This window comes from Kribbella sp. NPDC056861, assembly GCF_040687575.1.
Classification (GTDB): domain Bacteria; phylum Actinomycetota; class Actinomycetes; order Propionibacteriales; family Kribbellaceae; genus Kribbella.
Map to the genome: position 1 here is coordinate 647,995 of NZ_JBFBNQ010000005.1, position 20,247 is coordinate 668,241.

Sequence of the window (20,247 nt, forward strand, 5' to 3'; positions counted from 1 at the left end):
GGATTTTTAACGCTAGAGGTTCGGTGGAGTCGTGTTCTGCAGTCGCGGGTCGGGCTCGCTGCCACTCATCGCCAGCAGCCCGATCACCGCCCGCCCGAGCTTGAGCAGGTCACGCGGGTTCTTCTTGTTCAGACCGGCGACCAACTGCTTGAGGATGGTCAGCTGGTCGAAGTAGATCCGCTCGGCGACCAGGTTCTCCTGGTCGTCGAAGACGAAGAACGCCGTCATCCTGGTCCGGTGCCGGCCACCCGTCGCCGGCACCTTGCCGAGCGGACCGAGGTGCGTCCCGAGCAACCAGAACTCGACGATCACCGCGTCGTGGCTGTGCCGCAGCGCGATGATCTCGTGGTCCTGATCGGGAAAGGCGACCCGGGTGTCCTGGTAGTACGCCCGGACCGGTCCGTCGCCGTCGTGCACCGTCATCTGCGCGATCAGCTCGTACCGCGGATGCGGGAAGGTCGCCAGCACGTCGTCCCAGTCCTGCCGGACCTCGTCGTGGAAATGGTCGAGCACAACCTTCTGCCGGGCCCGCAGAACCTCCTCGGACGGCATCTCGAAGGGCGTGTTGTCAGACATCGATCATCTCCACTCGTCGCTTCCTACCTGCACCTCGACAAGAACCTCGCCAAGGTCGACAACCCAGCCCGGGCGGTCCGGGCCGCATTGCTCCCACTCCCCTGGTGACCTCGCCACCAGCCGGCCGCTGCACCGGCCACGAGCCATCATCAGGTTCACGGCCCGGCCAGGTCCGGCCACCAACTCGACCGCGACCTTCGCCTCTCCAGGAAAGGCGACAGCCGTCCCTCGAGCCACCGGCCGCCGCACTGTATCGATCTCCAGCACCACGTCGACCAGCGGCAGGAAGATCCGGTCGAGGCCAGGAAAGGCCGAGAAGACCGCGTCGGACTCGAGCTCGGCAACACTGAGCCGCCATCCGGAAGGATCGTCGACGAGTTCGCGGGTGAGCCCAGCTCCGTTGCGCCAGGCAACAGCAGGGAACACCTCGGGCTTCAGCACCCTGGACGGACCGGTCATCGGGCCGGCTGCCTCTCCATCCGGGTCAACTCGTAGTACACCGGCAGGTCGTCACCCAGGCTGATCATGCGGCCGACACTACCCACCCGCGGTCAGCCCGGCCCTCCATTGCTCGCAGCAGAACGCCTTCTGGGAGACTGGATGGGTGGCGAGTGAGCAGACCGAACCGACCAAGGTTCTCTGGCGTCGGCTGCTGCACCTGGTGATCGACGGACTTTTGATCGGTACGACGGCGATTCTGCTCGGTCTGGTGGTGCTGTTCGGGCTGACCGTCGGGCTGGCTCGGTGGATCACGTTCGACGTGGCCTTCGCCGTAGGAGTCGTCTTCTTCGTCGCCGCGGCTCTGCTCGGGCCGATCGTCAACGAGGTGTGGATCCCACACCGCTCCCGCAGCGGCGCCTCGGTGGGCATGCGGATCGCCGGCATCCAGGTGATCATGCTGGACGGCAGCAAGCCACCCCTCAAGGCCTTCGCCCTGCGCTATCTGCTGATGGTTGTCGACGGCATGCTCTGGGGCCTGGTCGGTCTCGTGGTGGTACTGCGAACGCCCCGCCGCCAGCGCGTGGGCGATCTCGTCGCAGGCACCGTGGTGGTGCGCAGGGGCTCAGTCGACCAGCCGGTTCTCCCAGGCCCAGATCGCGATCTCGGTGCGGTTCCGGAGACCGAGCTTGCGCTGGATGCTCCCAAGGTGTGACTTGACGGTCGAGAGCGAGACCACCAGTTCACCGGTGATCTCGTCGTTGGTCCGGCCGCGGGCGACCGCCTGTACGACGTCCATCTCGCGCTCCGTCAGCGGGTTGTCGGCCAGCGGTGCCGGTACGGCGCTGTGGGCGAAGTGCTCGATCAGGCGCGTGGTGATCGACGGCGACGCCAGCGATTCGCCGTCCGCGGCGGCCTGCACGGCCTCGACCAGCAACCCTGGACCGGCATCCTTGAGCAGGAAGCCGCACGCCCCGGCGCGCAGCGCGGCGTACACGTTCTCGTCGACGCCGTAGGTGGTCACCACCACCACTCGCATCGGAGTCTGCACCCCCGGGCCGGCCAGCAGCCGCGTGGCCTGGATGCCGTCGATCCGTGGCATCCGGATGTCCATCAGGATGACGTCGGGCCGCAGCTCCCGGGCCAGCCGGACGGCTTCTTCGCCATCGGCTGCCTCGGCCACGACCTCGAACTTCGGCTCGGCCTGCAGGATCATCCGAAAGCCCGTCCGGACCAACGCCTGATCGTCGGCGATGAGGACACGGGTCACCATCAGGACCTCCTGGTCGAGAGTCGGGGTCAGAAGATCTCGGGCAGCGGCAGCCGGGCGGCCACCCGCCATTCGCCTGTGCCTGCCGGACCGGCGGACAACGTACCTCCGACGGCCTCCGCCCGCTCGGTCATCCCGACCAGGCCGTAACCGTCGCCCCGAACAGTATCGGGCGACGACCGGTTGACGACGTCCAGCAACACCGCCGCCGTGAAGCCGCGCCGCTCCAGCGCCGCGGTGACCTCGATGCCCCCACCCGGTACCCCGTGCCGGCGGGCATTGGTGAGCGCCTCGCGGACCAAGCGCTGGGCGGCGTCGACCACCTCCGGCGGGATCGGCGCCAGATCGATGTCATCGGCAACGATCAGGCGGACCAGCTGGTCGTCGCCGCAGGCCTCACCGAGCGCCCGCCGCAGATCCGGCCTCGCCTCCGCTGCTCCGGACCGGTCGGCGCGCAGCATGCCGACCATGCCACGCATCGCCGTCAGCGCTTCCCCGCCGGCCTTCTCGATCTCGGTGAAGACCGCCGGATCCAGACGCTGACCGTCCGGAGCCCGGGATGCGACGACCCGCGCGCCCTGAGCGAGGACGACGATGCCGGTGACGTGATGGGCCACGAAGTCGTGGAGTTCGCGCGCCAGGACGAGCCGTTCCGCGGCTCGCACCGCCGCCAGATCTCCTTCGCGCCGCTGCTCCGCGTCCCGCAGTACGAGGCCGGTCCCGACGCTGGCTCCCCAGAGCAGAGCGGCTGCCACGGCAGCCAGGGCCCACGGCGAGTCGATCCCGTAGCGAAGCAGCGGGGCCAGCGCCATCGCGAGACCGGCCAGTACGGCGAGCGGAGCGACAGTGCGAGCAGGGAGCCGATGACAGGCGGCGCCTACCAGCAGGGCCAGTGCGATGGCCTCGGTGAAGGACGGCTGCGCCGGTTGGGGTGAGTCGATGAGGGTGCCGGTCAGGCTGAGACCGCTGATCAGCAAGGAAGCCAGAGCTACGCCCAGCGTCATCAGTACGACCTGGTCGAACCTGCGGCGCAGTACCGCGAGGACGCCGACACCGAGGCCGAGCGCGGGGGCGATGGCGCCGAGAACGGAGCCCAGCAGACCGTTGCCACCGTCATCCGGCAGCGGTGTGAGCACCAGATCGGCCACGGTGGCTGCCGCCACGATCGCGATCTCCGCTACCAGCGGCGCGCGCCGCGGCGCACTGATCGTGGCGGACGGCAACGGACTGGTCATGACCCCAGCATGCCTGGTCGGCCGCCGTGACACCTCAACCCTGGGGTGGTGATCTGCCCTCGGCCGAAAGGACTAGCCGGAAGCTGGAAGTTCGCACCAATGGTCGTCCCGTCGGATGACGCCCCCGCCATAGCTTCGAGCCGTCAGCCGAACCAGCACAACCCACTCAGCAAGGAAGCTCACTGTGAACAAACTAAGAGTCGGTGCCGCGGTCGCGGTGTCGCTGTCCCTGGTCGCCGCCATCACGCCGACCGCTGTCGGCCGGGTCGCCAACGCCTCGGTGAAGGCGGCGCCCGGTGCGAAGTACGCGGAGCAGAAGCTGGACTGGCAGCAGTGCTCGTTCGACACCGAAGGGGTCAAGACGGTCTGCGCGATGATGACCGTGCCGCGTGACTGGGCGAAGCCCGCGGCGGGTCCCGAGCTCAAGGTGTACGTCAGCAAAGTTGTTGCCACTGGCACCAAAGAGGACTACCAGGGCGTGCTGCTCACCAATCCGGGTGGCCCCGGTGGGCAGGGTACTTCGCTGGCCTCCTCGATCGCCGGGTTGCAGCCCGCTGTGAACGCGAAGTACGACATTCTCGGCATGGACCCGCGCGGTACCGGGCAGTCCGGGGTGGAGGGCGACGCGGGCCTCGGGGTCACCTGCGACGTTCCCGTGAGTCGCCTGCCGCAGGGACCAGCCGATGCCCGCGACCGGTCGGCCAAGAGCATCAAGGACCACCAGCAGGCACCGCGGGCCATCGCCGAAGCCTGTCAGAGCTTGGCGGTCTCGCCGTACATCACCACCTGGCAGACCGCTCACGACATGGACCTGTACCGGCAGTTGTCCGGGGCAACGAAGCTCAACTACGTCGGCTACTCCTACGGGACCTGGCTCGGCGCCAAGTACGCCTCACTCTTTCCGGGGACGACCGGCCGGATGGTGCTCGACTCGAGCCTCGACTGGCAGGGACGTCTGCAGGCCGGTTTCGAGGACTTCCCGCGGATCGGCCAGCGGCAGACCGACACCGCGTTCCTGTCCTGGTTGAACCGGACGGAGCCGGACCTGTTCGGGAAGACCCCGGCTGCCGCGCGCAAGGTGATCGAGGCCGGCCGGGCGAAGGCGGTCGAGGCCGGGCTCGATCCCGACTCCTACGACGGACTGTTCACCGGCAACGGCAGCGCGATCGGCTGGCTCTTCACGATGATCGCCCTGGTGGCGCTCAACAGTCCTGAGGACGAAGCCGCCAAGACTTTCGCGGCACTGCCCGCGGCCGTCCGGGCCCAGGCAGACAAGGTATCGCTCAAGCGTCTCGGCGTCCCCGCGGCGAAGGTGACCACCAAGATCCTGGTTTCCCAGCGCCTCGGCGAGGGCGAGCAGGAGAGCGACTACGTGCGGCTGCCGCTGACCCGGTTCGCCGTGGCCTGTAACGACCAGCCGACCAAGACCACCGCCTGGTACAAGCAGCTCAGTGATCGGCAAGGCCCGAAGTACCGCGATTTCGGCTGGCAGTACGGCCTCGGCGAGGTCTGCGGTCCGTGGACTGACGAGCCGCTGCAGAAGCTCCCGAACCTGCCTGCCTCGGTCCGGAAGAACGTCCTGCTCGTCCAAGGCGAGCTCGACCCGCAGACGGGGTACGAGCAGGCCATGGCGGCGGCCGGCAAGGCGCCGGGCATCAGCATCCTGCGGGTCGACGACTCCCCGTTCCACGGTCAGTACTCGACCCAGGACAACCCCTGCGTCGACGGTGTCGTCAACACCTATCTACTGCACGGATCCACCACGCCCAACAGCATCTGCCCGTCGGTACCGCTCCTCGGCGAGACCAAGGTCTACCCGGTCCGCGGCCCGGTCGACGCCTACCTGAAGGCGAACAAGGCGAGCACCAACCGCCTCGTCTCACCCAAGGCAACCACCCCGGCCGACGACCAGACCCGCCGCGACCTCGCCGACCGAATCTCCGAAGAGAACAACACCCACCTGCTCCGCTGACAGTTCTGCCTTCAGGCTTGACCGTCTGAATAGGCCTCGTAGTTTCCGCACTCCGCCGTGATCTCGGCCGTCGCTTGCGCCGCGGCGAAGAAGTCCTCGGCCAGCGGCGAGGTGCGCGAGGCCGCCATCGCGAGGCACACCTGATCGGGCGCAAGCTCCGGGATCGGCACGTAGCTGATGTCCGGCCGGGAGTAGAACAGCGTCTCCGAACGCGTCACGAACGAGATGCCTCGGCCGGCCGCGACGTGCTCGAGCTTCTCCTCCACGCCGCGCACCCGGAGCCCGGAGTCGGGGTGCGGGCGTCTGGTGGGGTGTGTGCTCGGGTCGGCATGCCAGACCAGCGGCTCACCGGTCAGGTCGGCCTCGGTGATCTCCTCCTTGCCGGCCAACCGGTGGACCGCGGGCAGCACCACCATCAGCGGTTCGGCGTACAGGGGGATGACGCGGAGGCCGGTCTCGTCGATGGGCAGTCGCACATAGCCGACGTCGATGCGGCCGTCGAGCAACATCGGGGCCTGGTCGTCCCATTCGATCCGCTGCACGTCCACGACAACGTCCGGATGCCGGGCCTCGAACACCTGAGCCGCCGGGATGACCGGGATCCCGGTCCGGAAGCCGACCGCCAGTCGCCGGCTGCCGTGAGCCGCCACGGTCACCCGGCGGCGTACCGCGTCCGCGGAGGCGAGCAGCGGACCGGCGTCGGTCAGCAGTTGCCGGCCGGCATCGGTCAGCGCCACCCCGTGCCGGTTCCGGGTGAACAGCGAGGCGCCGAGGTCCTGCTCCAGCGCGCGGATCTGGCGGCTGAGCGCCGGCTGCGCGATGTGCAACTGCTCCGCGGCGCGGCCGAAGTGCAACTGGTCGGCGACGGCGAGGAAGTAGCGCACCTTGCGCAGATCCAGATCCATCGCGCACCTCCCGCGTCGGTGATGCCTCCAAGGTATCACCGCGCCGAAAACAGGTCTTGGACACCCACTGGGGCTAATGAAAGGCTTAATTCAAAGGGAAATCCAAAAGCAGGCCACGCAAAAGAGTGGCAAAGCTTTTCAACAACAAGGAGTGCACCTCATGAGCAGCATCACCCTGATCGGTACCGGGAACATGGCTCGCGCGATCGGCACGCTCGCCGTCGCGGGCGGGAACACGGTCGAGGTCATGGGACGTGATCAGGCCAAGGCCGACGACCTGGCCAAGGCGCTCGGCGGCGGCACGACCACGGGCGAGTGGGGCGCCGTCCCGGCCGGGGACATCGTCATCACCGCTCTCCTGTACGCCGGTGTCGTGCCGGTCGTCGCCGAGTACGGAGACGCCCTCGCGGGCAAGGTCATAGTCGACATCAGCAACCCCTTCAACGCGACCTTCGATGGACTGGCTCATAGCGAGCAGACGTCGGTCGCAAAGGAAGCCGCCAAGGTGGCACCGGCCAACGCCAGCGTGGTGAAGGCGTTCAATACCATTTTCCGCAATGTGCTGGAGAACGGCCGCCCTGGTGTTTTCCTCGCTGGAGACAATTCACAGGCGAAGGCGAGTGTGGCGGCATTCATCGAGAGCCTCGGATTGCGCCCGCTGGATGTCGGCGGTCTGAAAATGGCGCACTGGCTGGAAGGAATGGGCCTGGTCACCATGGGCCTGGCCGGAAATGGCGTCGGGCACTGGGACTTCGCCCTCGGCGTCGACGAATTCGCCAGCTGATCCGGCCGGCCGGCGGGGCGACCACACCCCAGCCCAAACCTGATCCGACACGCCGCCAATATCTACCCTGGCCAAGGTAGACATTCAGTTTCTCCCTCGCTAGCATTTCGCTCACCACCAGAGCAGATGATGAGCATCCGCGGGGAGAACGAGATGGCCTTGCTGGATCCGGTCAAGGCGGAGACCGTCGCCGCCCGACCAGGTACTCCGCGGTTCGGTGCCGGTGCGTTCGCGCAGGTCGCGCTCGAGCTGTACGACGCATCCGGGCTGGACGAGACACTCGACGCAGCTCTCGAGTTCGCACTCCAGGCAGGTGGCTGCACTCACGCCGGCGTGGCACTCGCCGTACGGGGTCGCCAACTGGAGATCGGCAGGGGCACGCATCCAGCGGTCGAGGCGATGGACCGGATCCAGATCGAGACCGGTGCAGGGCCGACTCTGGCCGCCCTCACCGGCGACACGATCGCGGTGCCCGACATCTCCAGCGACAACCGCTGGCCACAGTGGCAGGCGACCGCCCAGGAGGCGGGCCTCGGCAGCGCGCTCCTGGTTCCGATGACGGCCGGCGACCAGATGGCGGGCGTGTTGTCGCTCTACAACGCCGCACCAGAGGCATTCACCATCGCCGACGAAGCAGCCGCGCACATCCTGGCCCAGCACATCGCGGTCGCCGTGTCGACGTCCCGGCACGAGACCTCGATGTCCCAGGCGCTGGAGGCCCGGAAGCTGGTCGGCCAGGCGATCGGAATTCTGATGGAGCGCTTCGACCTCGAAGCCGACCAGGCCTTCGCCGTACTGCGCCGCTACTCCCAGGACACCAACACCAAACTCCGCGACGTCGCCCACCACCTGATCGAGACCCGCGCCCTCCCCCGGTGACCTCGCCTCGAGACACGCGTCACGCATCGGGTACGACGATCACCTTGCCCGCCGCGGCGCCGGACTCGGCGTACCGGACCGCCTCGGCGATCGCCGAGAGCCGGAAGGATCGCGCGATCCGCGCGGAGATCTCACCGTCGCGCAGGTAGCCGAAGACCGTGCCGAGATCGTCGCGCAGCTGCGTCCGGAAGCGATCCGGGTTACGCCGCTTGCCGGCCCACAGGTTGAAGAACAGCGCCGACTTGCCGTTGGGCAGGTAGTTCCAGAGCAGCAGCTTGCCGATCAGGGCCAGGACCGGGATACGTCCGTTGCCCTCGTAGTCGCGAGTCGACGCGGTGCCGTAGGAGACGAGGATGCCGCCGCGGCCGAGGTACGACCAGGACTGCTTGATGCCTTCCCCGCCGACATGGTCGAACACCGCCGCCACCCCGTCCGGAGCGATCCGCCGTACCTCGGCAGCCACGTCGCCATGCCGGTCTACCGGGATCGCGCCCAGCTCGCGGACGTAACCGAGGTGCCGTTGCGACGCGACACCGATCACCTCGGCACCCCGCCGACGTGCCAGCTGGACCAGCAGCGACGCCACCCCGCCGTTCGCGCCGAGCACCACGACCGTGTCACCCGGACCCACCTTCGCGGTCTCCATCATGCGATGCGCGGTGATCCCGTTCACGATCACCGCCTCGGCCTCATCGGCCGCAACCCCATCCGGTACGGCGACCAGCTCGTCAGCCGGCACCACCAGCTCGTCCGCCCAGCCGCCCACCTTGGTCAACGCAGCCACCCGCGCACCCACCCGGATCGGCGACGAGGTGTACGGACCCAGCTCGGTCAGCACACCCACCACGTCGTACCCCGGCACGAACGGGAAGGCCGGCTGGTCGTAGTACTTACCCCGCCGCATCTGCTGCTCGGCGAACGAGACGCCGGTCGCCTCCATCCGGATCCGCGCCTCACCCGCCGCCAACGGCCGGGCCGCCGTACTGCGCAACCGGAAACCCTCTGGCTCGACGACGCCCGGCAGCTCTACCTCTGTGATCATGACTGGTCCTCTCGACTCGGTTTCGACAAGTCGATCGTGTCGCGGAGAGGGCCGCGGTCGCGTCGGTGAGAACTACTTAGAACGTCCGGTTGCGTAGGTGCCGGCGCGACGTGATGCCGAGCTTGCGGTAGATGTTGCGCAGGTGGGTGTCGATCGTACGCGGACTCAGGAACAGCAGCTCGGCGACCTCCTTCGACGTCGCTCCCCCGGCCACCTTGGCCGCGATCAGCCGCTCCTGCCCGGTCAGCGAGCTCTCCCCTGCCTCCGGATCCGCCGTCCGGCGCGCGGTCTCGCCGGTCGCGAGCAGTTCGCGAGCCGACCGATCGGCGTACCCACGGGCGCCGAAGGCAACGAACGCGGCGTGAGCGGCCCGGAGCTCGCTGCGCGCCTCGGCCCGGCGACCCTCACGGCGCAACCACTCGCCGTACGCCAGCCGCGCTCTCGCGTGCAGAGCCTTGACCGGAGTCGCGGCGTACTCGTCGATCGCCTGCCGGTAAAGCTTCTCCGGCTCGGCGTCGATCATCGCCCTGGCCAGGGCATGCGCTGCCCGCATCCATGGCGTTGCACTCACCCGGGCGATCGAGCCGATCCACTCGACCGCCTCCACCGCTTCCTCGGCGTTGCCGACCCGGACCGCCGCCTCGACCAGTTCGGGCATGGTCTGCCAGACCATCCGCACGCCCCGCCGATGCTCGTCCCAACTCGTCCGGGCCACGTCGTACGCCGCCCGGTAGTCGCCGCTCCCGTTGTGCAGCACGGCGCTCGCATACCGGTACACGCCGTCCTCGAGCCGGCCGATCCGCTCATGGGACAGACGTGCGAGCTCGGTCAGCTGGGCCTCCTCGCCACGCCACCCGGCCAGCGATTGCTCGGCGTACGCCAGACTGACCGTTCCCGCCACCGCGTCCACCGCCAGCGCCTCTTCGGCCCGCTCGTCGGCCGCCACGAATCGGCCGGCCACCAGGTCAGCCATCGCCCGCACTCGCAACGCCTGCGGCAACACGGTCAACGCACCCTCCGCGCGGGCGACCTCGACATGCCGGGCGGACAACTCGTCCATGGCGTCGGCGTCCCAGAGATCCAGCGCCATCATCGACGCCAGATCCAGGTACCAGAAGTCAGAGGAATCCTGCTGATAAGCCCGTACGGCGGCCTGCATGGCGGGCACCGCCTGCACGGAGGGCAGCAGGATCTGGTCGAGCATCGCATCCAGCAACAGATCCACCGGCCGCGCCGGGACCCGATCGCTCGCCAGGGTCCGGATCCGCTGGGCAAGCTGTCGCTGGTCCTCCGGATCGGGCATCGCGAAGACCGCGGTCGCCACCGCTTCGAGGAACCGGGCGCGCGCCTCGTCCACCTCGACCTCGGCAGCCGCATCGACCATCGCGATCGTCGACTCCGCGTTCCGGGTCCGATGGAAGTCGATCTGGGCCGACAGCAGCCGGGCGCGCGCATTCCCGGCCAGGTCGCGCCTCTGCACGATCTCTTCTGCCCTGGCCGCATCGCCGCCCTGCAAAAGCAGTTCTGCGGCGCCCAGCAGCCGGTCGGTCCGCTCGTCGATGCCGGGCGACAACTCGGCGGCCTTCTGCAGGAACGTCGCGGCGGCAAGCAGTCCGCCTCGCCCCCGCGCCCGTCCCGCCGATGCCGCCAACTCGGCCGCGACATCCTCGTCCGTCTCGACGACCGCGAGAGCCCGGTGCCAAGCACGCCGATCAGGGTCTCGGGACGCATCGGTCGCAACAGCCAGTGCAGCGTGCGCGTCTCGACGTTCCTGGGGGGTCGCCGACCGGTACGCCGCGGATCTCACCAACGGGTGCCGGAAGGCCAAGCGCGGACCTCTCACCAGCAGCCCGTCGTCCTCGGCACGCTCCAGCGACGCCGCATCCAGACCGGCCACCTTGGCGGCCCGGCGCAACAAACCGAGGTCCCCGAGCGGCTCGGCCGCCGCGAGCATCACGATCGATCGGACGTCGGCCGGCAACGCCGACATACGTCGTACAAACTCTCTTTCCAGCGCATCAGGAGCCGAGCCGAGCGGATCGGCGGACAGCCCCAGCTCCAAGGCCAGCGGATTGCCGTTCGCCTCGGCGATCAGCCGATCGGCCAGCTCCGCCTCGACCGTTGCACCCAGCAATCGGCGGGCGTCACCCTCGGCCAAGCCACTCAACGCGAGCAGCGGCAGTTCGGCGTACTCCGCAGGCACCTCCCGTACGACGAACAACATCGCCACCCGCTCGGCAGCAATCCTGCGCGCCACGAACGTCAGCACCCGACGCGACTCAGCATCGAACCACTGGGCGTCGTCGAGCTCGCACCAAACCGGCCGTCCCACGTCCAGCAACCCGAGCACGGCCAGCCCCACCAGCAACGGACTCGGCGACGGCCCGGCCCCCATCCCGAACACCACTTCCAATGCAACCCGCTGTGGCTCCGGCAACTCCTGCCGTCGCTCCAGCACGGGAGCACACAACTGCTGCAGCGCCGCGTAGGCGAACTCCTGCTCGAACTCGGCCCCACGAGCTCGCAGAATCAGCCACTCCGGCAACCCCTGAGGCAACCCTTGACCGGCAGCTCCGACCAAGGCCGACTTGCCGACTCCCGCATCGCCGGCCACCACCAGCGCAGCACCGAGCCCACCCTCGGCATCACGCGCCAGTTGCTCCAGGCGCCGAAGCTCGGCCTGCCGCCCCACCAGTTCCGCCATGCCCGCATTCTCCACCTGCGCCTAATCTGCAGCGCATCAGCCCAGCAGAGACTTTCCGTACCAGTCATTGATGTTCTGCACACCGGGCAACATCGCGAACAAGGCACTACCGGTCGTCCGGGTGAAGTCGTTCAGCGCGTCATGCGCCGCGAGCCGCTTCTGCACCGGCACGAAGCTGGTCCGCGGATCCTTGACATAGGCAAGGAACAGCAACCCCTCGTCCGAGGAGCCGTCCGGCAACACCCCCGCCCGGTAGGAGAATCCCCGCCGGAGCATCTCCTCCCCCTTGCCCGGCGTCGACAGCCGGACATGGCTGTTGACCGGGATCAGCGGAGTCCCGTCCGCGCCCTTCGCGTCCAGATCAACCGGATCGGCTTCCTGCTGCGACCCCAGCGGCGCGCCGCTGAGCTTGTGCCGACCGATCACCCGCTCCTGCGCAGGCACCGCGAGCCTCTCCCACGAGTCGAGCAGCATCCGGATCCGGCGTACGACGAGGTAACTCCCGCCCGTCATCCAGGCCGGCTCGGCCGCGTCCACCCACACCGGTCCGCCCCGAGCTTTGTCGCTCGTCGAGACGTTGTTGGTGCCGTCGACCTGACCCATCAGATTCCGCGTACTGCGTCCGTCTCTCCGTGCCGCCATCCCCTGAAATCCGGCTTGCTGCCACCGCGGACGGACCACAGCGCCCGCGCTGCGCCGCAGTACCCGATCGGCGCCGGCCAGCACCATCGGATCGTCACCGCACAACTGGACCACCAGATCGCCGCCGCTGAATCGCTCCTCGATCACATCGCCCGGGAACTCCGGCAACTCCGCGAGCGCCGCCGGCACCTCGAGACCCAACCGGCCGAGCAACCCACGCCCGATCCCGATCGTCACCGTCAGCGCGGCCGGCTGACCGTCGACCGCGATCGTCGGATCCCCCGGCACCTTCGTCCCCTGGGTGATTGCGCGGGCAGCAGCCGTCCAGGCCCTGAAGAGCTTGCCCATCGCCGCCTTCGAGGCCGTTCCCGGTACGTCGTACGCGGTCAGCAGCAGGTGCCCGGGTGCAGGTGTCGCGATGCCGGCTTGGTGGATCCCGTGAAACTCCACGGTCTGCGGAAGTCCTGGTGCGGGAGGTGGCGGTTCGCTGTCCTGACGCGTCGCGACGATCGCGCCGCCACCCGCACCGACCGCAAGCGCCGCGCCGGTCAAACCGAAGACGGCCCGCCGACCGATCGCCGCAGTCACTTGACCCGCTCGCCGGCCGCGGTGACGGCGAACCAGCGCCCACCATTCTGCTTCTTGTTCTGCCCCGTGGCCTCACCAGCGGTATCGGAGTCGTAGCGATACAACGGATACCCGTTGTAGGTCACCACCCTGACGCCGTTCTCCCCCTCCGCCTCACCCACCAGCTGAGCGACCGAGCCGGTGCCCAGCTCCGGCTTCGACTGACCCTCGGCCAACGTCAGAGGCGGCCACTTCGAGGCGCAACCGCCGGTGCAGGACACGACGTCCTTCTCATCCTTCTCGAAGAAGTAGAGAACGCGCCCAGCCTGATCCACCAGCACACCACCGACGTCAGGAACATCCGCCACCGCCAGCCGGGCCGTCCCGTTGTCCACCGGATTGCCCCCGGCGCCAACCACGACGTACGCCGTCACCGCCCCCGCCACCAGAACGGCGGCCCCGACTCCCGCTACCAGCTTTCCGCGCTTCATATCCCTGTCTCCGCTCAGTCGTCGTCGATCTGTCACGACGACTCTCTCCCGCGGCCCCGACCCCTCGCGTCGGTGAGAATTACGCAGATGCCCACGTAGGCAGGACGGCTGTCACGGTCGTGGCAGGGCAGCGATGATTCGGCGTGGGAACCGGGTCATCACCCCCGGCCGTCGCTCGCACGCACGGCCGGGGCCTATCAGAAAGAAGTGATTCGCATGCCCACTGTTTCCCGCACCTTCTCCGTCGACGCCGCCCCCGCAGTGGTCGTCCCGTACCTCGCTGACTTCGGCAACGCCGAGCAGTGGGACCCCGGCACCGAGAAGTGCACCCGTAACGACTCCGGTCCCGTCACGGTCGGGTCGACCTGGCACAACAGCTCGAAGATCGCCGGCGTCAGCACAGAGCTGACCTACACCCTCGAGGAACAAACCGACCACCGCGTGGTCCTGGTCGGCCGCAACGACACCGCGACCTCCACCGAGATCCTCGAGATCACCCCCGACGGCGCCGGGTCGAGCATCACCTACACCAACGAGATCGAGTTCCACGGCGCGGCCAAGCTCGCGGCGCCGCTGGCCAAGGTGCTCTTCGAGAAGGTCGGCAACGACACCGAGAAGCAGATGACCGAAGTACTGAACGCGCTCGCGCCGTAGCCGACGAGCCTCCGCGAGTAAGACGGGCGAAGCGTCTCGCAGCAGGTGAGTCCTGATCGCTGTCAGCCGGCTCACCCGCCAGCGAGGTTTGCAATCGGTCCGCAGTGGTCACCGGGGTGCCACGATCATCTTTGAGTCCCGGCCGGGATTGGATTGATCGAGGCCTTTGGCGTTCGGCCCATGTGCGCCAGAGGCTGCCTTATCGCGATACAGAGTCGCTACTCCCCTGCCCTGTCCTCCGACGGCAACTGTCTGGTCCTCGCCTGACTCGATGACCAATGACGAGCTCTGCCGAGCTTGCCCGCTACCTCAGACCGGCCGGTCCTCCGCCAGGCGGGGTCCGTGGCCCGTCGCGCTCTTGCCAGGGGTACTCAGTTCCTGCAGGCCGGCACACAGCAGCGTCGCCACCGCTGATACCGACAGGTCGAGCAGGTCGGCGACGTCGCCGATGGTGTGGTCCCCGCACTGGATCAGGGCCACTGCCGAGCGCTGCTGGCGGGCGAGTTCGGCCAGCCCGGCCATCGTGGGCGTGACCGACCCGCTGCCTGGGCGTGAGGTGTCGTCCAGGCAGCGGGCGGCGTACAAGTAGGTCAGCCGCGCCAGCTCGCGGCGCAGGCTCCTTGCCCGGACAGACGCCGTGGCGCCGGGGTCGACACAGGCGCGGGCGATGACTTCGACGACAACGTCTTCGGCCCGCTGCGAGTCACCCAGGACGGCTCGGGCCAAGGCGAACAGCGCGCCACCGTGTCGGTCACACAGTTGACCGACAGCCCAGGGGTCTCCGGCTCCGGCGACCTCCAGCAGCTCACGACGATCATCGGCCCAACCATCGGTCCCGCCGGCCGGCGGGCGCGAAGAGCGCGGCATTGTCCGAGACATGTACGACCCCCATTGGGCACTCGAAGAAGAGCTACCGGGGTCTCGGGCAGCGACAGATGCTGTGGTCCGTCCTGTACCCCGCCGAATCGGCGCGAAAACAGTTCCGAACTTGTGCAGCGCCCCAGAGTCCGCACCGCGCAGGTGCAGGCGCGCCGGGCATCACCGCTCGTGCCAGAACGTGCGCCGCGTTTATGATGAGAGCACTATCAGCGCCCAGATTCCCGCGCCGGGGGTCCTTGGCGCGCCCTGGTGCGGTAGGAGTGGATCGATGACCGACCAGGCCCGCAGCTTCGGTGAGATGGCAATGAACCTGCACAACCAGACCGGAGTGGCGGCAACGGTCGGCACGGTGCTGGAGTTCGCGACCGAAGTACTCCACTACGACGCCGCGTCGGTCATGCTGATGCACCACAAGCGCGCCGAGACGATCGCCGCGACCGATCCACTCGTCACCCTCGCCGACCAGCTGCAGATCGACCTCGGCGAAGGCCCCAGCCTGCTGGCCGTCAGCCAAGGTGACAACGTGCTCGTCAAGGACACCGGCACCGACGACCGGTGGCCGAAATGGGCGCCGACGGCCGCCGAGAACGGTATCCGCAGCGCGCTCGCGATCCGCTTGGTCACCGCCCACTCCACCAGCGGAGTCCTGAACCTCATCTCGACCAAGCCCTACCTCTTCGGCGAGGGCGACCTTGAAGCAGCCGAACTACTCGCCTTGCACGCCTCGATCGCGATCGCGGCCGTACGCACCGAGGTCTCGCTGAACAACGCCATCGATTCCCGCAAGCTGGTCGGCCAGGCCGTCGGGCGCTTGATGGAACGCTACAAAGTGGACGCCATCCAGGCCTACACCTTGATGCAGCGCTACTCCCAGAACCGCAACCAGCGCCTCAACACCGTCGCCCAGCACGTCGTCACCACCGGCGACCTCCCCACCTAGCGGCTGATCGCCGGCCAGAGGTTGCCTCGCGCACGGGCCGGGTACCGGGCCGGCACAGTGGATCTGATCGTCGCGACGAGAGTTGGCCAAGTGAGCGGGACTGATGCAGTCGTCATCGGAGCTGGACCCAACGGGCTGGTAGCCGCCAACCTGCTCGCGGATGCAGGCTGGGATGTGACCCTGCTGGAGGCCAACGACGCGATCGGCGGTGCGGTCCGCAGCTCGACCGACGTCGACAGCGCGTTCGTCCACGACACCTTCAGCTCGTTCTACCCGCTGGCGATGGTGTCGCCGACGATCAAGGGCCTGAAGCTGGAGGAGCACGGTCTGGAGTGGTCCAACCCGCCCTCGCCGGTCGGCAATCCCCTGCGCACGGGCGGCTGGGCGCTGGTGCACCCCGAGCCTGCCGACACCGCTGCCGCCCTGGACCTGCACGCTCCGGGTGACGGACAGGCCTGGCTCGAGCTGTTCTCCGATTGGCAACGGATCGGTCCGGCGATCACCGAGGCGCTGTTCAATCCGTTCCCGCCGGTCCGGGCAGGCGTCGACCTGCTCGGGCATCTCCTCGGGCCGCGAGGGCTGAAGCGCCTGCGACTCCTCATCGGCCCGGTCAGGTCCCTCGGCGACAGCAGGTTCGAGGGCGAGGCGGCAAAGTTGCTCCTGGCCACCAATTCCCAGCACGCGGACATCGCTCCCACAGCACCCGGCTCCGGCCTGATGGGCTGGCTGCTGCTGATGATCGCCCAGCAGTACGGCTATCCCGTACCGCGCGGAGGCGCCGGCCACCTGTCCCAGGCTTTGGCCGACCGCTTCACGTCGCGCGGCGGCACCATCGTCTGCCAGGCCCGGGTCGACCGGATCATCATCCGCGACGGGCGCGCTGTCGGCGTACGGACAGCCGACGGTACGCAGTACTCCGCGAGCCGCGCTGTACTCGCCGACGTCTCGGCTCCCGCTCTCTACAGCCACCTGATCCCTCGCGAGGATCTGCCAGCGCGGGTCCAGCAGCGCCTTCGCTTCTTCAAGTGGGATCCCGGCACGATCAAGGTCGACTGGGCACTCAACTCGCCGATCCCTTGGAACGACGCACCGGAGCTGGCTCCTGGCACCGTCCACATCGCCGATTCGGTCGACGACCTGCGCCGCTGGTCACGCCAACTCTCCGACGACTGGATCCCCGACCGGCCGTTCCTGCTGATGGGACAGATGACCACCTCCGACCCGAGCCGCTCCCCCGCCGGCACCGAGTCGGCCTGGGCCTACACCCATGTACCGCACCACACCCGCGGTGACGCCGCCGGCCAACTCACCGGCGAATGGAACGACGCCGAGTCCGAACTGATGGCTGAGCGGATCGAGGCCCGGATCGAGGAGTACGCGCCAGGCTTCCGCGAGCGGATCTCTGCTCGCCGGATCCTCAGCCCGAGGGAGCTGGAACGCCGCAACGCGAATCTGTTCGGCGGAGCGGTCAACGGCGGCACCTCGGGCCTGACCCAAGAACTCGTACTCCGCCCGATGCCGGGCCTCGGCCGCGCCGAGACGGCGATCAAATCGCTGTACCTCGCCTCGGCGTCAGCCCATCCCGGCGGCGGAGTCCACGGCGCCTGCGGTTCCAACGCAGCACGCGCCGCCCTCCTCCACACTCGCTAACGCCGGCGCAGTCTCCAGCCGACACCGACCAGTACTGCGGCCAGCGTCGTACCGGCGACCGGCCGCAGCCACTGCCGACCCCAACGCCCGTACTCTCCCTCGCCGACCGGCCTCGGCTCCATCACGTTGCCTGGATGCGCGCCGATCTCGTCGCGCGACAACGCGCCCATCTTCATCAGCGGCGTGACCAGGACGTCGAACACCGCCGGCAGCCTCCGGAACCCGAACAACGTCAGCCGGTTGGCGATCCCTACCGACGCCGAACGCGTGGGCCGGCTCGCCAACCGCACGATCCGGCGAGCGACCTTCTCCGGCCTGTCCACCGGAGGCGGTGGACGGCCGATCCGGCCCGCATAGTTCGCTGCTTGCGAATAGGCAGGAGTGTTCACCGACCCCGGCCACACGAGCGCGACCTCGATCCCTGGATCCGACCTGACCTCGATCTGCAGCGACCGGATCAGGCCGTGGATCGCCCACTTACTGGCGACGTAGGAACTCAGGTACGGCGTCGCGATCTTCCCGAGCAGCGAACCGACGACGATCAAGGTGCCGCCGCCTTGCCGACGGAACTCCCGCAACGCCGAACGCCCGACGTTCGCCGTACCTTGCACATTGACGCTGACCACCTGATCGAAAACCTCACCAGGCACGTCCTCGAAACGGCCGTAGGCGAGCACAGCCGCGGCATGGACGACGACATCCACCTTGCCGAATCGCTGCTCGGCGGCCTTCATCAATGCGTCGACCTCGTCGGCATGCGCCACATCAGTCGGTACGACGAGCACCTCACCGCCGTCGGAGCGGCACAGGCCCTCGGCAACGTCGAGACTGTCTGCCGAGCGTGCCGCCAGCACCAACCGGTCGCCGCGCCTGGCAAACGCTCGCGCGCTCGCCAGGCCGATTCCGCTCGATGCACCGGTGATCACGACGACGCGGCTCACGGCGTCAGCAGCACCTTCACGGCGCCGTCCTGCTTCTTCTGGAACATCTCGTACGCCGCCGGCCCCTCGGACAACGGCACATGATGAGTGGCGAACCCGTCGACACCCAGCGGATCGTCATCGGTCAGCAACGGCAGGATGTCGTCCACCCAGCGCCGTACGTTGCCCTGCCCCATCCGCAACGAGATCTGCTTGTCGAACATCGTCAGCATCGGCAACGGATCCGCCGCACCGCCGTAGACCCCGCTCAACGAGATCGTGCCGCCACGACGTACCAGCTCGATCGCCAGATAGAACGCGGCCAGCCGATCGACCCCGATGGTCTCCATCATCTTCTCGGCGACAGGGCCCGGCATCAGCCCGACCAGCTTGTGAGCGGCCTGCGCCTTCGGCGAGCCGTGCGCCTCCATGCCGACCGCGTCGATGACCGAATCCGGCCCACGACCGCCGGTCAAGTCGCGCACGTGGTCAGCCACCTGATCGGAATACTCAAGGACCTCGACACCCCGCGCCTGCGAACGGCTCAATCGCTCAGGCACCAAGTCGATCCCGATCACCCGATAGCCACGATGCAGTCCGATCCGCGCCGCCATGTCCCCAATCGGGCCGAGACCGATCACTGCCAACGTGCCACCCTCCGGCACACCGGCGTACTCGACCGCCTGCCAAGCCGTCGGCAGCACATCCGACAAGAACACGAACCGGTCATCAGCCGGACCCGCCGGCACCACAATCGGCCCGTACTGCGCCTGCGGCACCCGCAGATACTCCGCCTGGCCGCCCGGCACCTGACCGTAGAGCCGGGTGTAGCCGAACAGCGCAGCACCCATCCCCTCATCGCGGACCTGAGTCGTCTCGCACTGCGACTGCAGTCCGCGGTCGCACATGAAGCAGGAGCCGCAGGCGATCCCGAACGGGACCACCACCCGGTCGCCCACCTTCAGGTTCGGGACCTCGGTGCCGGTCTCCACCACGATGCCCATCGACTCGTGCCCCAGCACGTCGCCGGCTTCCAGGTAGGGCCCCATCACCTCATAGAGATGCAGGTCCGACCCGCAGATACCGGTCGAGGTGATCTGGATGATCGCGTCGGTCGGCTCCTTGATCACCGGATCCGGGACATCGGAGTACTCGATCTTGCGCTTGCCCTGCCAAGTCAGTGCTTTCATGTCTACCGGTACCCGTGGAAACCCCAGTGAACCCGGCAGCGGTTCGTCCTGGGTACCAGAACCGGCATGAGTGAGAACGAACGCCTGATCCATGCCTCCGTCGAGGACGTCTTCGCCGTACTCACCGACGGCTGGAGCTACGCGTCCTGGGTCGTCGGCGCGTCCCGGATCCGCGACGTGGAGGCCAACTGGCCGCAGCCCGGGTTCAGCATCCATCACTCGGTCGGCTCCTGGCCGCTCCTCATCGACGACACCACCACCGTCGAGGCGTACGAACCCCTGCGCCTGCTCAGGCTGCGGGTCCGCGCCTGGCCCACCGGCGAGGGCATCGTCGAGTTCGAGGCCACGGACACCTACGGCGAATGTCACCTGGTGATGCGCGAACGCACTGCCAAAGGCCCCGCCGCCCTCATCCCGGACCAGGTCATCGACCCCGTCCTGCATCTCCGCAACGCCGAAACTCTCCAGCGCCTGGCCCTCCTCGCCGAGGGCCGCAAGCCCTGAGCCCG

Annotated in this window: 20 protein-coding genes; 8 read left to right on the forward strand and 12 right to left on the reverse strand. The window is 68.2% G+C overall.

The features are described 5' to 3' along the window. Window positions 1–12: 12 nt before the first annotated feature. Entirely contained in the window at window positions 13–576 is a 564-nt protein-coding gene (locus AB0P21_RS27285; RefSeq protein ID WP_363700053.1) for an ester cyclase, read from the reverse strand. A 3-nt stretch (window positions 577–579) separates the two neighbouring features. Then, on the reverse strand, window positions 580–1,035 hold the full coding sequence (locus AB0P21_RS27290) for a HutD family protein (protein WP_363700054.1): 456 nt from the start codon (window positions 1,033–1,035) through the stop codon (window positions 580–582). Between the two features lie 145 nt (window positions 1,036–1,180). Here AB0P21_RS27290 and AB0P21_RS27295 point away from each other — a divergent pair, with 145 nt between their 5' ends. Next, the gene (locus tag AB0P21_RS27295; RefSeq protein ID WP_363700055.1) at window positions 1,181–1,729 is read left to right on the forward strand and encodes an RDD family protein; all 549 of its coding nucleotides are present in this window, start codon (window positions 1,181–1,183) and stop codon (window positions 1,727–1,729) included. On the opposite strand, the gene AB0P21_RS27300 is transcribed toward AB0P21_RS27295, so the two are convergent. Together AB0P21_RS27300 and AB0P21_RS27305 are read right to left on the reverse strand one after the other, a co-directional pair. Next, entirely contained in the window at window positions 1,640–2,287 is a 648-nt protein-coding gene (locus tag AB0P21_RS27300) for a response regulator transcription factor (RefSeq protein WP_363700056.1), read from the reverse strand. The two genes, AB0P21_RS27295 and AB0P21_RS27300, sit on opposite strands and share 90 nt — an antisense overlap. A 26-nt stretch (window positions 2,288–2,313) precedes the next feature. After that, on the reverse strand, window positions 2,314–3,519 hold the full coding sequence (locus tag AB0P21_RS27305; RefSeq protein WP_363700057.1) for a histidine kinase: 1,206 nt from the start codon (window positions 3,517–3,519) through the stop codon (window positions 2,314–2,316). 184 nt (window positions 3,520–3,703) lie between these two features. Here AB0P21_RS27305 and AB0P21_RS27310 point away from each other — a divergent pair, with 184 nt between their 5' ends. Further along, window positions 3,704–5,491, forward strand: a complete 1,788-nt coding sequence (locus AB0P21_RS27310) for an alpha/beta fold hydrolase (protein ID WP_363700058.1) — start codon at window positions 3,704–3,706, stop codon at window positions 5,489–5,491. Window positions 5,492–5,502: 11 nt separating this feature from the next. Here the strand turns inward: AB0P21_RS27310 and AB0P21_RS27315 are convergent, their stop codons facing one another. Further along, the gene (locus AB0P21_RS27315) at window positions 5,503–6,396 is read right to left on the reverse strand and encodes a LysR substrate-binding domain-containing protein (RefSeq protein ID WP_363700059.1); all 894 of its coding nucleotides are present in this window, start codon (window positions 6,394–6,396) and stop codon (window positions 5,503–5,505) included. Between the two features lie 160 nt (window positions 6,397–6,556). Here AB0P21_RS27315 and AB0P21_RS27320 point away from each other — a divergent pair, with 160 nt between their 5' ends. Then, window positions 6,557–7,180, forward strand: a complete 624-nt coding sequence (locus AB0P21_RS27320; RefSeq protein WP_363700060.1) for an NAD(P)-binding domain-containing protein — start codon at window positions 6,557–6,559, stop codon at window positions 7,178–7,180. A gap of 126 nt (window positions 7,181–7,306) precedes the next feature. Next, window positions 7,307–8,059 (forward strand): GAF and ANTAR domain-containing protein, encoded by a 753-nt coding sequence (locus AB0P21_RS27325; RefSeq protein ID WP_363700061.1) that lies wholly within the window; start codon window positions 7,307–7,309, stop codon window positions 8,057–8,059. A 19-nt stretch (window positions 8,060–8,078) separates the two neighbouring features. Here AB0P21_RS27325 and AB0P21_RS27330 read toward each other — a convergent pair whose 3' ends face one another. The 4 genes from AB0P21_RS27330 to AB0P21_RS27345 form a co-directional block, all read right to left on the reverse strand. Continuing rightward, window positions 8,079–9,101, reverse strand: a complete 1,023-nt coding sequence (locus AB0P21_RS27330; protein WP_363700062.1) for a zinc-binding dehydrogenase — start codon at window positions 9,099–9,101, stop codon at window positions 8,079–8,081. A gap of 76 nt (window positions 9,102–9,177) precedes the next feature. Further along, window positions 9,178–11,805: an AAA family ATPase gene (locus tag AB0P21_RS27335; RefSeq protein ID WP_363700063.1), complete on the reverse strand. Its 2,628-nt coding sequence runs from the start codon at window positions 11,803–11,805 to the stop codon at window positions 9,178–9,180. 36 nt (window positions 11,806–11,841) lie between these two features. Then, window positions 11,842–13,035 (reverse strand): Dyp-type peroxidase, encoded by a 1,194-nt coding sequence (locus tag AB0P21_RS27340; RefSeq protein WP_363700064.1) that lies wholly within the window; start codon window positions 13,033–13,035, stop codon window positions 11,842–11,844. Then, window positions 13,032–13,505, reverse strand: a complete 474-nt coding sequence (locus AB0P21_RS27345; protein ID WP_363700065.1) for a hypothetical protein — start codon at window positions 13,503–13,505, stop codon at window positions 13,032–13,034. The genes AB0P21_RS27340 and AB0P21_RS27345 overlap by 4 nt, the downstream gene beginning before the upstream one ends. 216 nt (window positions 13,506–13,721) lie before the next feature. Here AB0P21_RS27345 and AB0P21_RS27350 point away from each other — a divergent pair, with 216 nt between their 5' ends. Further along, window positions 13,722–14,159 carry an SRPBCC family protein gene (locus AB0P21_RS27350; protein WP_363700066.1) on the forward strand — a complete coding sequence of 146 codons (438 nt, stop codon included), beginning with the start codon at window positions 13,722–13,724 and terminating at the stop codon, window positions 14,157–14,159. 309 nt (window positions 14,160–14,468) lie between these two features. On the opposite strand, the gene AB0P21_RS27355 is transcribed toward AB0P21_RS27350, so the two are convergent. After that, entirely contained in the window at window positions 14,469–15,026 is a 558-nt protein-coding gene (locus AB0P21_RS27355; protein WP_363700067.1) for a sigma factor-like helix-turn-helix DNA-binding protein, read from the reverse strand. A gap of 280 nt (window positions 15,027–15,306) precedes the next feature. Between AB0P21_RS27355 and AB0P21_RS27360 the strand changes: the two genes are divergently transcribed. Together AB0P21_RS27360 and AB0P21_RS27365 are read left to right on the forward strand one after the other, a co-directional pair. Continuing rightward, entirely contained in the window at window positions 15,307–15,978 is a 672-nt protein-coding gene (locus AB0P21_RS27360) for a GAF and ANTAR domain-containing protein (RefSeq protein WP_363700068.1), read from the forward strand. Window positions 15,979–16,068: 90 nt separating this feature from the next. Then, on the forward strand, window positions 16,069–17,628 hold the full coding sequence (locus tag AB0P21_RS27365; protein ID WP_363700069.1) for an NAD(P)/FAD-dependent oxidoreductase: 1,560 nt from the start codon (window positions 16,069–16,071) through the stop codon (window positions 17,626–17,628). Here AB0P21_RS27365 and AB0P21_RS27370 read toward each other — a convergent pair. Continuing rightward, window positions 17,625–18,569 carry an SDR family NAD(P)-dependent oxidoreductase gene (locus tag AB0P21_RS27370; RefSeq protein ID WP_363700070.1) on the reverse strand — a complete coding sequence of 315 codons (945 nt, stop codon included), beginning with the start codon at window positions 18,567–18,569 and terminating at the stop codon, window positions 17,625–17,627. The genes AB0P21_RS27365 and AB0P21_RS27370 overlap by 4 nt on opposite strands. After that, complete coding sequence (locus AB0P21_RS27375; RefSeq protein WP_363700071.1) at window positions 18,566–19,738, reverse strand: zinc-dependent alcohol dehydrogenase; 1,173 nt, start codon at window positions 19,736–19,738, stop codon at window positions 18,566–18,568. The genes AB0P21_RS27370 and AB0P21_RS27375 overlap by 4 nt, the downstream gene beginning before the upstream one ends. A 66-nt stretch (window positions 19,739–19,804) precedes the next feature. Here AB0P21_RS27375 and AB0P21_RS27380 point away from each other — a divergent pair, with 66 nt between their 5' ends. Next, entirely contained in the window at window positions 19,805–20,242 is a 438-nt protein-coding gene (locus AB0P21_RS27380; RefSeq protein WP_363700072.1) for an SRPBCC family protein, read from the forward strand. Window positions 20,243–20,247: the final 5 nt, after the last annotated feature.